8 protein-coding genes and 1 pseudogene are annotated in these 14,606 nt (G+C 67.3%); 8 read left to right on the top strand and 1 reads right to left on the bottom strand.

The window, feature by feature from the left end:
* Positions 1-50 precede the first annotated feature (50 nt).
* Positions 51-711: pseudogene (locus G6N50_RS13660) on the top strand (maleylpyruvate isomerase N-terminal domain-containing protein).
* Between the two features lie 24 nt (positions 712-735).
* On the opposite strand, the gene G6N50_RS13655 reads toward G6N50_RS13660, so the two are convergent.
* Complete coding sequence (locus G6N50_RS13655; protein WP_083095340.1) at positions 736-1,068, bottom strand: hemophore-related protein; 333 nt, start codon at positions 1,066-1,068, stop codon at positions 736-738.
* 375 nt (positions 1,069-1,443) lie between these two features.
* Here G6N50_RS13655 and fdxA point away from each other — a divergent pair, with 375 nt between their 5' ends.
* From fdxA to G6N50_RS13620, 7 genes are all read left to right on the top strand, one after another.
* The gene (gene fdxA / locus G6N50_RS13650) at positions 1,444-1,770 is read left to right on the top strand and encodes a ferredoxin (protein ID WP_007773662.1); all 327 of its coding nucleotides are present in this window, start codon (positions 1,444-1,446) and stop codon (positions 1,768-1,770) included.
* Between the two features lie 41 nt (positions 1,771-1,811).
* A complete protein-coding gene (gene dapC, locus G6N50_RS13645) occupies positions 1,812-2,897 on the top strand; it encodes a succinyldiaminopimelate transaminase (protein ID WP_142275574.1) in 1,086 nt (361 codons plus the stop codon).
* Positions 2,898-2,990: 93 nt separating this feature from the next.
* Positions 2,991-5,354: an amino acid permease gene (locus G6N50_RS13640; RefSeq protein WP_083095342.1), complete on the top strand. Its 2,364-nt coding sequence runs from the start codon at positions 2,991-2,993 to the stop codon at positions 5,352-5,354.
* 432 nt (positions 5,355-5,786) lie between these two features.
* Positions 5,787-12,140: a sulfolipid-1 biosynthesis phthioceranic/hydroxyphthioceranic acid synthase gene (gene pks2 / locus G6N50_RS13635; protein ID WP_083095343.1), complete on the top strand. Its 6,354-nt coding sequence runs from the start codon at positions 5,787-5,789 to the stop codon at positions 12,138-12,140.
* 184 nt (positions 12,141-12,324) lie between these two features.
* Complete coding sequence (gene cysC / locus G6N50_RS13630) at positions 12,325-12,993, top strand: adenylyl-sulfate kinase (protein WP_083095392.1); 669 nt, start codon at positions 12,325-12,327, stop codon at positions 12,991-12,993.
* Positions 12,990-14,246, top strand: coding sequence for a sulfate adenylyltransferase (sat, locus tag G6N50_RS13625; RefSeq protein ID WP_083095344.1), 1,257 nt, complete (start codon positions 12,990-12,992; stop codon positions 14,244-14,246). Before cysC ends, sat begins: the two co-directional genes overlap by 4 nt.
* The gene (locus G6N50_RS13620) at positions 14,246-14,575 is read left to right on the top strand and encodes a DUF6955 family protein (RefSeq protein ID WP_083095345.1); all 330 of its coding nucleotides are present in this window, start codon (positions 14,246-14,248) and stop codon (positions 14,573-14,575) included. The genes sat and G6N50_RS13620 overlap by 1 nt, the downstream gene beginning before the upstream one ends.
* Positions 14,576-14,606 lie beyond the last annotated feature (31 nt).

The raw sequence follows: 14,606 nt of genomic DNA, 5'->3' as shown, positions 1-14,606 counted from the left end.
CTTGTCATGGGCGGCGGGTATACGCCGGCACCTGGTGTGAAGCCTGGACGGTGCGCGACATCGTTGTCCATCAAGCCGGAAACGCCGAAGAACTCGCGCGGGTGCTCGGCGCCCACCTGGCAGGTCAACCGGTCGCCACCCGCGGCTTCGAGGAACGCGAGGGCCCGCTGCGCTCACTCAACGACGCGGACCTGTGGGACGCGTTGCTGGACCGGATGGCCACCCTCGACGATGTCGCGGCGGCAGCCGAGGCGGTTCCCGCGGACACCGATGTCGCCTGGACGGGCCGCACCATGAAGGTGCCGTGTTTCGCCGAGCACATGCGCGAAGGGCTCGTCTTGCACGGCTGGGACATCACCGGAGACGAGGCGGCGGCCCAGGCCCGGCTGGCCGAGCCATGGATGACCTCGCACAGCGTGCTCGCGGTCGGCAGGCCGCTGTTGGTGAAGGGGGCCACGCAACTCGGACCCGGCGAGCGAATCGAAGCCCGCCTGCGAGCGGACGGCGTCGACGACGTCGTCCTGGCCGCCGACCCGGACCGGATCACCATCGACCTTGCCGCTCCGGAAGGCCCGGCCACGCTCGAAACCGACGCGGCCGCGTCGCGTGCTGCTGCTGTGGGGGCGCAGGCCCGCCGATCCGTCACGCATTCGCAGCCGCGTCGGACCGCAGACTCTGGGACGCGTGCGCCGCCTACTCGGCGGTTGCTGAGCCGCTTCGTGCGAAGCGTTCGGCTCAGAAGTTGTTACAGGTGACCGCGACCTGGTTGATGTCGGCGTAGTACTTCTGCGCCGACGGCATGGCCTGGATCTGCTGGGCCATTTGCTGACGCTTCGCCGGCGGCGACGCCAGGAAGTTGCGGATGTACGACTGCGCCACCGGCGAGGAGTTCAGCTGCTGGGCAGCCGCCGGGTCGGTCGCGTTCAGCGCCGCGATGACCTGCCCGTAGTTGCAGGTGGTGTTGATGATCGCGTCGGCGGGATCAGCGGACGCGATCCCGGCCGCGGCGGTCAGCGCCACCGCTGCGCTGCCAACAGCGACACCCAATTTGCTCAACGACAGCCTCATAGTGGACACCTTCCCCAGTTAATGCACCGCTATTGGGGCGAACACATCTGCCCAGCGGTTGCCGTCTTTCGGTTGAGATTACCAGGCCCCCCGAGTGAGCCGGCAACGCAACGGATATCGGAGGCTGCCGCCGGGGTGTTACTCTTCGCAGGTCAGCGGCCTGTTAGCGATGTTCGCCCTCGGCGAAATGGGACCCGGTGGCAGGCTCCGAGACTGTCGGTCTTAAATCTGTATTTGGACAGGCGCGCCAAGTGGTTGACCTGTATCTGCAACGTCTAGTATCAGTAACCGAAAGCTTCACCGGAAGCGGTCGAACCGCCGGTGCGAGCTGAACAGCAGCCCACGTTCAAGCCGGAGTACATGGAGGAGACGTCTGTGACGTACACGATCGCCGAACCCTGTGTCGACATCAAGGACAAAGCCTGTATCGAGGAGTGCCCGGTCGACTGCATCTACGAGGGAGCTCGGATGCTCTACATCCACCCCGACGAATGCGTTGACTGCGGGGCGTGCGAGCCGGTGTGCCCCGTCGAAGCGATCTACTACGAAGACGATGTGCCGGACCAGTGGAGCCAGTACACACAGATCAACGCCGACTTCTTCGCCGAGCTGGGATCGCCGGGCGGTGCCGCCAAGGTCGGCATGACCGAGAACGACCCGCAGGTGGTCAAGGACCTGCCGCCGCAGGGCGAGGGCGACTGAGCGGCCCGGTGCCACACCAGCTCAAAAAACGCCGGCCCGCGGTGTCGGCATCCCTGCCGGAGTTCCCCTGGGACACCCTCGCCGACGCGAAAGCGCTGGCCAGTGGCCATCGGGACGGCATCGTCGACCTCTCCGTCGGCACTCCGGTCGACCCGGTCGCGCCGGTGATCCAGGAGGCGCTGGCCGCCGCCGCCGCGGCGTCGGGGTATCCCGCCACCGCCGGCACGGCCCGGCTGCGCGAATCGGCGGTCGCCGCGCTGGATCGCCGGTTCGGCATCACCGGGCTGACGGAGGCCGCGATCCTGCCGGTGATCGGCAGCAAGGAGCTCATCGCCTGGCTGCCCACGCTGCTGGGCCTGGGCCCCGCGGATGTGATCGTGGTGCCCGAGCTGGCGTATCCGACGTATGACGTCGGGGCCCGGCTGGCCGGGGCGCGGGTGCTGCGTGCGGATTCGCTGACCCAGCTGGGTCCGCAATCGCCGTCGCTTTACTACCTGAATTCGCCGAGCAATCCGACCGGGCGCGTCCTGGGCGTCGATCACCTGCGCAAAGTGGTCGGCTGGGCCCACGACCGGGGCTGCGTGGTGGCCTCGGACGAGTGCTATCTGGGGTTGGGCTGGGACGACCAGCCGCTGTCGATCCTGCACCCCTCGGTATGCGACGGCGACCATGTCGGCCTGATCGCGATCCACTCCCTGTCAAAGAGCTCGTCGCTGGCGGGGTATCGGGCGGGTTTTGTCGCCGGGGACGCCGAGCTCGTCGCCGAGCTGCTGGCCGTGCGCAAGCACGCCGGGATGATCGTGCCGACGCCGGTGCAGGCCGCCATGGTGGCCGCCCTGGACGACGACGCCCACGAGCTGGCGCAGCGTGAACGCTACGAACGACGCCGCGCGGCCCTGCTGCCCGCGCTGCGTTCGGCCGGCTTCGCCATCGACCATTCCGAAGCCGGCCTCTACCTGTGGGCCACCCGCGGCGAGCCGTGCCACGACAGCGTCGCCTGGCTGGCGCAGCGCGGCATCCTGGTGGCGCCGGGTGATTTCTACGGCCCCCGGGGTATCCAGCACGTGCGGGTTGCGCTGACCGCCAGCGACGAGCGGATCGCCGCCGCCGTCCAGCGGCTGGGCTAGTCCGCCCGCAGCTCCCGGGCATCCGAGGCCGGCGGTCGTGCACAATCCATCGGAGGCGTTTCCCGTTGTCGACCTCGGCTAAGGACGGTGCTCGTGACCAGTTCGACCGGCAAGATGCGCATCCCGCTCTCGCTTGGGGACATCGCCAGGCGGGTGTTCCTGGGAAAGCCCCTGGTCACCGAGGACATCGCCTCCGAGAAGTTGTCCAATCCGGTTGCCCTGGGAGCGCTTTCGCCGGACGCGGTCTCATCGGTCGCCTATGGTCCCGAGCAGATCCTGATCGAACTGCTACCGCATGCCGGGCTGGCCGCCTTCCTGCTCCTGCTGCCCATCACCGGCGTCATCCTGTTCATCCTGATACTGGTCGCCGCCTCATACCGGCAGGTGGTCATGGCCTACACCCGGGCCGGCGGCTCGTACATCGTCGCGCGGGACAATTTCGGGCCCCGGGTGGCGCAGATCGCCGCGGCGGCGCTGTTGATCGACTACGTGGTCACGGTCGCGGTGCAGTCGGCGGCCGGGACCGTTGCGGTGGTCTCGGCGATCCCCGCGCTGGGCCCGTACAGCCTCGAGCTCACGGTCGCCGTGGTGCTCGCCATCTGCTACGCCAACCTGCGCGGCCTCAAGGAAGCGGGCCTGCCGTTCGCGGTGGCGACCTATTCCTTCATCGTCATGGTCGGCCTGACCATCGTGGTCGGCGTCATCCGCGCACTCGTCGGCAATCTACCGATTTACGATCCCGCGCACATGGCCGGAACGGTGCCGGTCCACCAGGGCAACGGGTTGGTGCTCGGCGCCACGATTCTGGTGCTGCTGCGTGCGTTCGCCAACGGCGGCTCGTCGCTGACCGGGGTCGAGGCCATCTCCAACACGGTGGACTACTTCCGAAAGCCGCAGGGCCGCAACGCGCGCCGAGTGCTGACCGCGATGGCCACCATCCTCGGCCTGCTGCTGGCCGGCGTCGCCTACCTGGCCCACGTCACCCACGCCACGCCGTACCTGACCGAGTACCCCTCGGTCTTGTCGCAGATCGGCCGGGCCGTCTTCGGCAACGGCACGATCGGGGACGTCTTCTACGTTCTGGTTCAGGCGGCCACGGCCGCCATCTTGTTCACCGGCGCGAACACCAGCTTCAACGGTTTCCCGGCGCTGGCCAGTTTCGTCGCCGAGGACCGCTTCCTGCCCAGGCAACTCACGAAACGTGGCCACCGCCTGGTGTTCTCGAACGGCATCATCACCCTGACGGCGCTGTCGGTCGCGTTGCTGGTGACCACCGGCGGCTCGGTGAACGCACTGGTGCCGTTCTACGCGATCGGGGTGTTCACCGGCTTCTCGATGGCCGGCTACGGGATGACCAAACACCATCTGACGCATCGGGAGCCGGGCTGGCGGCGCCGGCTGGCGATCAACCTGTCCGCGGCGATCCTGTCGACGATTGTGGTGGGCATCTTCGCGGTGGCGAAATTCACCGAGGGCGCCTGGCTGGTGGTCATCGTGTTCCCGTTGCTGGTGTTCATGCTGACCCGGCTCAACCGCGAATATCGCGCCGAGGCAGCCATTCTCGAGACGTTCCGCACCGATCGCCCGGAGTTGGTGAAGTACGCGCGGCACCGGGTGTTCGTGTTCGTCGACTCGGTCGACCTCGCGGTGATCGAGGCGTTGCGGTACGGCCGGGGATTGCGGGCCGACGAGCTGATCGCGGTGCATTTCATGGTCGACCCGGCCCACGCGGCGCTACTGCGAAAGCGTTGGGACCACTTCGAACTCGACACTCCGCTGCGGATCGTGGATTGCCCGGACCGCCGGATCAGCCGGGCCGCCCAGCTGCTGGTCGCCAAGGCGCTTGACGAGCACGCGCGCACCAATGTGACGGTGCTCCTGCCGCGCCGGACATTCGCGCGGCTGCTGGGCCGGGTGTTGCACGACCGCACCGCCGATAAGATCTCGCGCGCCGTCAGCCTCATTCCCGACGCCGCGGCGACGATCGTGCCCTACGACGTCGAGTCGCGGATCAGGGAGGCCTACCCCGACACCTTGGAGCAGCGGATCGGGGAGGGGATCGACAAGATCGAGGCGTGGGTGTCCCAGGACGAGGACCGGAAGGTCGACGCCTACGAACACCCGGAGCGGCCGCGGTCGGTGATCATGGTGGCCGGGCTGATCTCCGGGCAGCGTGCCAGCGTCGAGGGGCGGGTCAGCGAGGTCGAAGACGTCACGACCCGCGGCCGGACCCACCGGCAAATCGTCCTCGGGGACAGCACCGGCGAAATGACCGTCACCTTCCGCCCAGGCCACGGTGGCGCCGACATCCAGCCCGGTCAGGTGCTGCGGATCACCGGGAAGGCCCGCCAGACCGGCACGCGGGCCATATCCATGCTCGATCCGGTATATCACGTCATCGAGGATCCGGCGAAGGACGCCGAGTCCGACGACGCCGAGCAAACCAGCGATACGTAGCTCGCGCGCCCGCTCGCCGGGCGAAGACGAATCGCCCTGCAAGCAAACGGATTTCGATTGACATTGCGGACTGGCGCACGCGTCCGTGCCGCCGCATCGCGGTGAAACCGGGGACAGGGCGACCGTCGGTATCCGTTCGCACCCGGGATGGGGGCTGCCGGCTGGGTGTCGTGGGTCCCCGGCGGAGCCGAGATCCACGCAATTGCGTAGCCGCGACGCAAGTTTCGCGACATCCTGCCCGTTTTTTCGTACGCCGAGCCGAAATTGTTTACTCCCGCTAAGCTGACGTCGTTTGAATGTAAACTGACGTGTGCATAATTACGCCTGGACACGTGAGAAGAGATGGTGCGCGCGGATGCTCAGAGCCTCGTCGCGCACCCGCACGGCTATCGAACGTCCAAGGTAGTCGGGCGAGGATAGGGGACCCGCACGTTGCGTGCCGCAAACGCCACACCCGTTGCCGTGATCGGAATGGCCTGCCGACTCCCCGGTGGCATCGATTCCCCGCAACGCCTATGGGAGGCGCTACTGCGCGGTGACGACTTCGTCGGCGAAATCCCCGCCGATCGGTGGGATGCGGATCTGTTCTACGACCCCGAGCCGGGCGTACCCGGCCGGTCGGTAACCCGCTGGGGCGCGTTCCTTGACGACGTCGGCGGCTTTGACTGCGACTTCTTCGGGATGACCGAGCGCGAGGCCACCGCGATCGACCCGCAACACCGCCTACTGCTGGAAACGTCGTGGGATGCCATCGAGCAAGCCGGCCTGGACCCCGCGTCCCTGGTTGAATCGCAGACCGGCGTGTTCGTCGGCCTGACCCACGGCGACTACGAACTGCTGTCCGCCGACTGCGGCGCGGCCGAAGGTCCGTACGGGTTCACCGGCACCAGCAACAGCTTCGCCTCCGGGCGAGTCGCCTACACGCTCGGACTGCACGGCCCGGCGGTCACCGTCGACACGGCGTGCTCGTCGGGGTTGATGGCCGTTCACCAGGCGTGCGGCAGCCTGGGCAGCGGCGAATCCGACCTCGCCCTGGCCGGCGGCGTCGTGGTCACCCTGGAACCACGCAAGTCCGTTTCGGGTTCGCTGCAAGGCATGTTGTCGCCGACCGGCCGCTGCCACGCGTTCGACGTGCACGCTGACGGCTTCGTGTCCGGCGAGGGTTGTGTCATGCTGCTGCTCAAGCGGCTCGACGACGCGCAACGCGACGGCGATCGCATCCTGGCGGTGCTGCGCGGCACCGCGGCCAATCAGGACGGCCGCACCGTGAACATCGCGGCGCCCTCCGAAACTGCTCAGGTCGCCGTCTACCAAAAGGCCCTGGAGGTCGCGGATGTCGACGCGGCCACGGTCGGCCTCGTCGAGGCGCACGGCACCGGAACCCCGGTGGGCGATCCGATCGAATTCGCCAGCCTGGCCACCGTTTACGGCACGGCCGGCCCCTGCGCCCTGGGGTCGGTGAAGACGAACTTCGGTCACATGCAGTCGACGTCCGGGCCACTGGGGCTGCTGAAGGCGATCCTCGCGCTGCAGCACGCCGTGGTACCGCAGAACCTGCACTTCACCCGGTTCCCCGACGAGATGGCCCGGATCAAGACGGATCTCTTTGTGCCGCAGACTAATACACCGTGGCCCACCAACGGCCACCACCCGCGACGGGCGGCGGTGTCGTCGTACGGGATGTCCGGCACCAATGTGCACGCCATCCTGGAACAGGCCCCCGAACAAGCGCCGGTGCGGGCGCCCGATGGACCGGCGGGGCCGCTGCTCTTCCCCCTGTCGGCCACGTCCGCCGAGCAGCTGCGAGTCACGGCCGCCAGGCTGGCGGCCTGGCTCGACGAGCACGGAAGCGCCGCCCTTGACAGTGAAAGTTCTGCCGGCCTAAGGGATCTGGGTTACACGCTGTCGCGTCGGCGTGCGCACCGGCCGGTGCGGACCGTGGTCTCGGCGAGCACCCTCGACGAACTGGCCACCGAACTGCGCGCGGTCGCCGACGGCGACATCCCCTATGAGCCGGCGGTGGGACAAGACGACCGCGGACCGGTGTGGGTGTTCTCCGGGCAGGGCTCGCAATGGTCGAAGATGGGCGCCGAACTGCTGGCCAGGGAGCCGGTTTTCGCCGCGACGATCGCCGCCATCGAGCCGTTGATCGCTGCGGAATCGGGCTTTTCGGTGACCGAGGCCGTGTCGGCGCCGGAGCCGGTGACCGGCATCGACAGGGTGCAGCCGACGATCTTCGCGATGCAGGTCGCGCTCGCCGAGACGATGAAGTCCTACGGGGCGCGTCCCGGCGCCGTCATCGGGCATTCGCTCGGCGAATCCGCGGCCGCCGTCGTCGCCGGGGGATTGTCGGTCGCCGACGGTGTGCGCGTCATCTGCCGTCGCTCGAAGCTGATGGCGCGGATCGCGGGCAGCGGCGCGATGGCGTCGGTGGAACTGCCGGGACAGCAAGTGCTCTCGGAACTTTCGATCCGCGGCATCTCCGACGTCGTGCTGTCTGTGGTCGCGTCGCCGACATCCACCGTCGTCGGCGGTGACACCCAGACCATCCGCGACCTGGTCGCGGCCTGGCAGGAGCAGGACGTGATGGCGCGCGAGGTGGCGGTGGACGTCGCCTCGCATTCACCGCAGGTGGAGCCGATCCTCGACGAGCTGGTCGAGGCCCTCGCCGACCTGCAACCGATGGCGCCCGAGGTCCCGTACTATTCCGCGACATTGTGGAACCCGCGCGAGCGACCGTCGTTCAGCGGTGACTACTGGGCCGAAAACCTGCGCTTCACCGTGCGATTCGCGGCCGCGGTGCAGGCTGCCCTCAAGGACGGGTTCCGCGTTTTCGGTGAGCTGGCGCCGCATCCGCTGCTCACGCACGCCGTCGAGCAGAACGCCGGCAGCCTCGACATGCCGATCGCCGCCCTGCCGGCCATGCGCCGCGAGCAGGAGCTGCCGTACGGCTTGCGCGGCTTCGTCGCCGACGTGCACAGCGCCGGCGCCCGGGTCGACTTCTCCGTCCAGTACCCGAGCGGCCGACTGGTGGAGGCCCCGCTACCGACGTGGACGCACCGCAGGTTGATGCTCAGCCGCGAGGCGAAGGAGCAGGTGCACGGCGCCTCGGTCCAGGCCGTCCACCCCCTGCTGGGCGCGCATGTGCACCTGCACGAGGAACCCGAGCGTTACGTCTGGCAGGGCGAGGTGGGCACCGAGGCCCACCCATGGCTTGCTGATCACCAAATCCACAGTGTCGCAGCATTTCCCGGTGCCGCCTATTGCGAGATGGCGCTCGCCGCCGCCCGCGTCACCCTAGGGGAGGGCGTTGAGGTCCGCGACGTCAAGTTCGAGCAGACGCTGCTGTTGGATGGCGAGACGCTGGCGTCCTCGGTGGCGACGGTCGCCGCGCCCGGGATCCTCGACTTCACGGTGGACACCCACGGGGAGGGCGAACGCATCCGCCGGGCGAGCGCGGTCCTGCATGCCGTGGCCGCCGACCACGCCGACGCAGCCGAGCCGACGCGGCCCGCGCACGACCTGGCAACGCTCATCGCCGCCCACCCGTCCCGCATAGACGGGGGGGAACTGCGAAAAGCATTCGACACCATGGGAATTCAGTATGGTCCCGCGTTTTCGGGCCTGGCGGCGGTGTCGGTCGCCGACGGCGAGGTCACCACGGTGCTGGCCGAAGTCGCACTGCCGGGCGCGATCCGCTCCCAGCAGTCGGCCTACGTCGCGCACCCGGCGTTGCTCGACGCGTGTTTCCAGTCGGTCGTCGTTTCACCCGAGGTGCAAAAGGCCGGGGGTCTGCTGTTGCCGGTCGGGGTGCGCAGGCTGCGCAACTCTCACTCGACCCGCAACGCGCAATACTGCCTCACCCGGGTCACGTCCTCGCGGCCCGGCGAATGCGAGGCCGACTTCGACGTGTTGGACCAATCCGGAACGGTGCTGTTGAGCGTCGAGGGCCTGCAGCTGGCCGCCGGCGCCTCCGAACACGAACGCGCCCACCGGCTGCTCAACGAGCGGTTGTTGACCATCGACTGGCTGCCCCGGGAACTGCCCGACGCGGCGCAGGGCGAGCCCGGCTCCTGGGTGCTGCTCAGCGCGTCCGAGAGTCACGACCCGCTGACGACGCGGCTTGCGGACGTGCTGAATTCCGATGGCGCGCACTGCAGCACGGTGTCTGTGCCCCTCGGGGCCGCGGATACCGCACCACTGCGGTCGTTGCTGTCCGGCGGTGACCAGCCCACCACCAACGGTCACGGGCCGCTGAAGGCGCTGACCGGTGTCGTCGTGGTGACGGCCCCCGGGGGCGCGGACGACCCGCAGGCGCAGCGGCGCGGCCGAGATCACGTGTCGCACGTCGCGGCCATCGCGCGGGAGCTCTCGGAGCTGCCCGGGGAATCGCCGCGGCTGTACGTGGTGACCCGAAACGCCGCAAGCGTGACCGCCGGTGACGTGGCCAACCTGGCGCAGGCCGGGCTGCGCGGCCTGCTGCGCGTGATCGACTCCGAGCATCCGCATCTGAGCGCCACTCAGATCGACGTGGACGACGCGACCGACCCCGAACGGGTCGCGCTGCAACTGAAGAGCGGCTCCGAAGAAGACGAGACCGCCTGGCGCGGCGGCCAGTGGTACACCGCACGCCTGCAGCCCGGTCCGCTTCGCCCGTCCGAGCGGCGCACCACCGTCGTCGATCACGGGCGTGACGGCATGCGCCTACAGATCCGCACCCCCGGGGACCTCGAATCGCTGGAGTTCACCGCGTTCGACCGGGTGCCGCCGGGCCCGGGGGAGATCGAGGTGGCGGTGACCTCGACGACCATCAATTTCGCGGATGTCCTTGTCGCCTTTGGTCGCTATCCCACCTTCGAGGGCTACCAGCAGCAGCTGGGCGGCGACTTCGCCGGCGTGGTGACCGCCGTCGGACCGGGCGTCACCGAGCATAAGGTCGGCGACCACGTCGGCGGGATGTCGCGCAACGGATGCTGGGGCACCTTCGTCATCGCCGACGCCCGGCACGCGGTCACGCTGCCGCCCGAGGTGCCGGCCGACGTTGCCGCCGCGGTCCCGACCGCGTCCGCGACGGCGTGGTACGGCCTGCACGATCTGGCCCGCATCTCACCGGCCGACAAGGTGCTGATCCATTCCGGGACGGGCGGCGTCGGCCAGGCGGCCATCGCGATCGCCCGGGCGGTGGGTTGTGAGATCTTCGCGACCGCGGGCAGCCCGCAGCGCCGGCAACTGCTGCGCGACATGGGTATCGAGCATGTCTACGATTCGCGCAGCACGGAGTTCGCCGACCAAATCCGTTGCGACACAGATGGATACGGCGTCGACGTGGTGCTCAACTCGCTGCCCGGCGCTGCGCAACGCGCGGGAATCGAACTGCTGGCGGTGGGTGGACGGTTCATCGAGCTGGGCAAGCGTGACATTTACGGCGACACCCACCTCGGGCTGTTCCCGTTCCGTCGCAACCTGTCGCTGTTTGCCGTCGACCTCGCGCTGCTGACTTTCAGCTACCCCCAAACGGTTCGGCGCCTGCTGACCACCGTGTACCAGCGCACCGCCGCCGGCGAGCTGCCCTTGCCCCACACCACGCACTACCCGATTCACGACGCGACCGCCGCGGTGCGTCTGGTCGCCGGCGCGGGGCACACCGGCAAGGTGGTGCTGGACGTGCCGCGGGCGGGAAGCAGCGTGGTGGCGGTGCCGCCGGACAAGGTGCGGCCGTTCCGCCCCGATGGCGCGTACATCATCACCGGTGGAATCGGCGGCCTGGGCCTATTCCTGGCCGGCCAGATGGCCTCGCGAGACGGCCAGGAGGGTTGCGGGCGGATCGTGCTCAACTCTCGCTCTCAACCCAACGAGCAAGCGCGCGACGCCATCGAAAGACTTCGCGCCGCGGGGGCCGACATCGCGGTCGAGTGCGGCGACATCGCCGACCCGCGGACGGCCGAACGGCTGGTGGCGTGCGCCACCGCCACCGGACTACCGGTCCGAGGGGTCCTGCACGCGGCGGCGGTCGTCGAGGACGCCACCTTGGCGAACGCCACCGATGAAATCATCGAACGATGCTGGGCGCCAAAGGTTTACGGCGCGTGCAACCTCCATCAAGCCCTGCGAGAAGAAAAAACCGGGCAGCCGCTGGACTGGTTCTGCTGCTTTTCATCTGCCGCCGCGCTGGTGGGATCGCCGGGCCAGGGCGCCTACGCCGCGGCCAACAGCTGGCTGGACGCGTTCGCTCACTGGCGTCGCGCCCACGGTCTGCCGACCACCTCGATCGGGTGGGGGGCGTGGTCCGAGGTTGGCCGCGCCACGGCCCTGGCCGAAGACGCCGGCATCGCGATCACGCCGGCCGAGGGTTTTCGCGCATTCGACACGCTGCTGCGTTACGACCGCGCGTACTCCGGCTACGCGCCGATCATGGGCACGCCATGGTTGACGTCCTTCGCGCAACGCAGCCGCTTCGCCGAGGCGTTCGGATCGATGGATCAAGGCAAACCGGACACCGGCAAGTTCCTCGCCGAGCTGCAGACGTTGCCGCGCGAGGAGTGGCCGTCGGCCATTCGCCGGCTGGTATCCGGTCAAATCAGTCTGTTGCTGCGGCGCACAATCGATCCGGACCGGCCCTTGTCCGACTACGGTTTGGATTCACTGGGGAACTTGGAGCTGCGCACCCGCATCGAAACCGAAACGGGTGTGCGCATCAGCCCCACCAAGATCACCACCGTCCGCGGTTTGGCGGACCATCTGTGCGACGAGTTGGCCGACCTGGAAGCCGCCCCGTCAGCCCCCTGACCCGCACGCGCCGTTCAAGTGGCCGGATGCGACAGGGCCGCTGTCGAACAAAAACTCCCGTAAGTTGACCATCTTTACTTGTGGACTGGTTCTGATCCGGATTGATTGATAAACAATATGGTGAAGGTATGTGGCCAGGTCGGCGCGCTCATGCGCGGCTGAACGGTGTGAACAGGAGCTGGAATTGGCGAACAACATCACCTGGCACGACCATCAGATTTCTCGCGTGGCACGTGAAGAACTCAATGGTCACAAAGGCTGCGTCATCTGGTTCACCGGCCTGAGCGGCAGCGGCAAGAGCACGGTGGCCAACGCCGTCGAGCAAAAGCTCTACGAGCGGGGCATCCGCAGCTTCCTGCTGGACGGGGACAACGTCCGCTATGGGCTCAACGCCGGCCCGGAACTGCTCGAAGAGCGGCACGGAACCGAGTTCGCCAAACGGTTCGGGCTGGGGTTTTCCGCCCAGGATCGTGAGGAGAACATCCGCCGCATCGGCGCGGTCGCGAAGCTGTTCTGCGAGTCCGGTGTCATCGCGCTGACAGCGTTCATCAGCCCGTACGTTCGCGATCGTGACGCCATTCGGGCCACCCTGCATGACGGCGATTTCCAAGAGATCTTCATCGACACCCCAATTGAGATTTGCGAGCAGCGTGATCCCAAAGGGCTCTACAAGAAAGCCCGGGCCGGCGAGATCAAGGGATTCACCGGAATCGACGACCCCTACGAGGCCCCGGCGCGGCCCGAGCTGCGGCTCGAAGGCGGCAATAAGGACGCGGACACGCTGGCCGAGGAGGTGATCACCCATCTCGAGCGGGTGGGTGTCATCTCACGCGAAACGAGGTCACTTTCATGAGCTACCAAGGTCATAACGGGAAACCGATCGCGGAACGAGTGTCCACGGAAAATGCGGCGAGTCAGATCGAGGGACTGCCGCGCATCCCGATCTCGAAAGCCGCCGCGCACGAGGTGATCAGCCTCTCCTACGGCTTCTTCACCCCGCTGACGGGGTTCATGGGCCGGCGCGAAGTGGATGGCACGCTGGACAAATTCCAGTTGCCCGACGGCACGCTGTGGAGCATTCCGATCGTCTTCGATCTGTCCGCGGCGGACGTCGAGAAGTTCGGGGTGCAGGAGGGCCACAGCGTCGTTCTCGAGTATCTCGACGCCCCGATGGCGTTGTTCGAGGTTTCCGAGATCTACGAGTACGACTTGCAGCATATGGCTGGAAAGACCTATGGCACAACTGATCCCCGGCACCCGGGCGTCAAGAAGACGCTGGCGTACGCGGATCGTTTCATCGGCGGCGACATCACGCTCATCAACGAGCCGGTGTTCAACGAACCCTTCAAAAGCTTCTGGCTGACTCCGAAGCAGCACAAGGACGCGCTAGCGAAAAAAGAGTGGAAGCGCGCCGTCGCCCATCAGACCCGCAACGTCCCGCACACCGGTCACGAGGCCCTGATGAAGCAGGCCTGGCTGGCGGCGAACGAGGACCAGCCCGTCGACAACCTGCACACCGGCATTCTGGTCAATGCCATCATCGGCCAGAAGCGCGTCGGGGACTACATCGACGAGGCAATCCTGTTGGCGCAGAACGAATTGAGGACCAGTGGGTATTTCCGCGAGGACATCCACCTGGTGTCGTTCACACTGTGGGACATGCGCTATGCCGGGCCCCGGGAGGCCATCTTCCACGCCATCCTGCGGACGAACCTCGGCTGCACGCATCACATGTTCGGACGGGACCATGCCGGCGTAGGCGACTTTTACCACCCCTACGATTCCCAGAACATCCTCAAGCAATACCGCAGCGAGCTCGGGATCAAACCGGTTTTCCTGCGCGAGAACTGGTACTGCCCGGTGTGCCAGGAGGTCACCAACTCGGCCCTGTGCGGCCACGACGATCAAGCACAAAGCTTCAGCGGCAGCCTGATTCGGAGCATCCTGACCGACGAGGTCAAGCCGACCCAAAAGGTGATGCGGCACGAGGTGTTCGAAGTCGTGATGGACAGCGCCGCCAAGTACGGCCAGGGTTCGCCCTTCGTCACCGAGGAGTACCTGAAGGACCGGTTGCCGGTCTTTACGCTGAACCAATTGGAGAACTGATGACCAGCGGCGAGAAGAAGATCAAGGTCAACGTCTGGATCAACGAGGAACGGTTGGAAGCGCTGGCGAACGCCGGAATGGCGGACAAGGCGATCGAGGCGTTCGCAGGCATGAAGCTACTCGAGATTTACACCACGGAAGAGCAGAAAGACGTTCTCCTGCAGCGCTTTCCCGGGGCGAAGTACGACTCGGCCACCACTCGCTCGATCGAGCTGCTCCCGAAGCAGACCAAGGACAGGCTGCTCGAGCTGTCCATCAAGATGCACTCCACCGGCCCCGACGTGGTGGGGCACTTTCTCGAGGAAGCCCAGACGGCGAACAGCCAATAGGGTACGCCGTCCCCCGGGTTGCGGCCGCGCA

It is taken from the genome of Mycobacterium mantenii (assembly GCF_010731775.1).
GTDB classification, from domain to species: domain Bacteria; phylum Actinomycetota; class Actinomycetes; order Mycobacteriales; family Mycobacteriaceae; genus Mycobacterium; species Mycobacterium mantenii.
The sequence above is the reverse complement of the archived record's forward strand: the minus strand, read 5'-3'. Positions and strand labels throughout refer to the sequence as shown.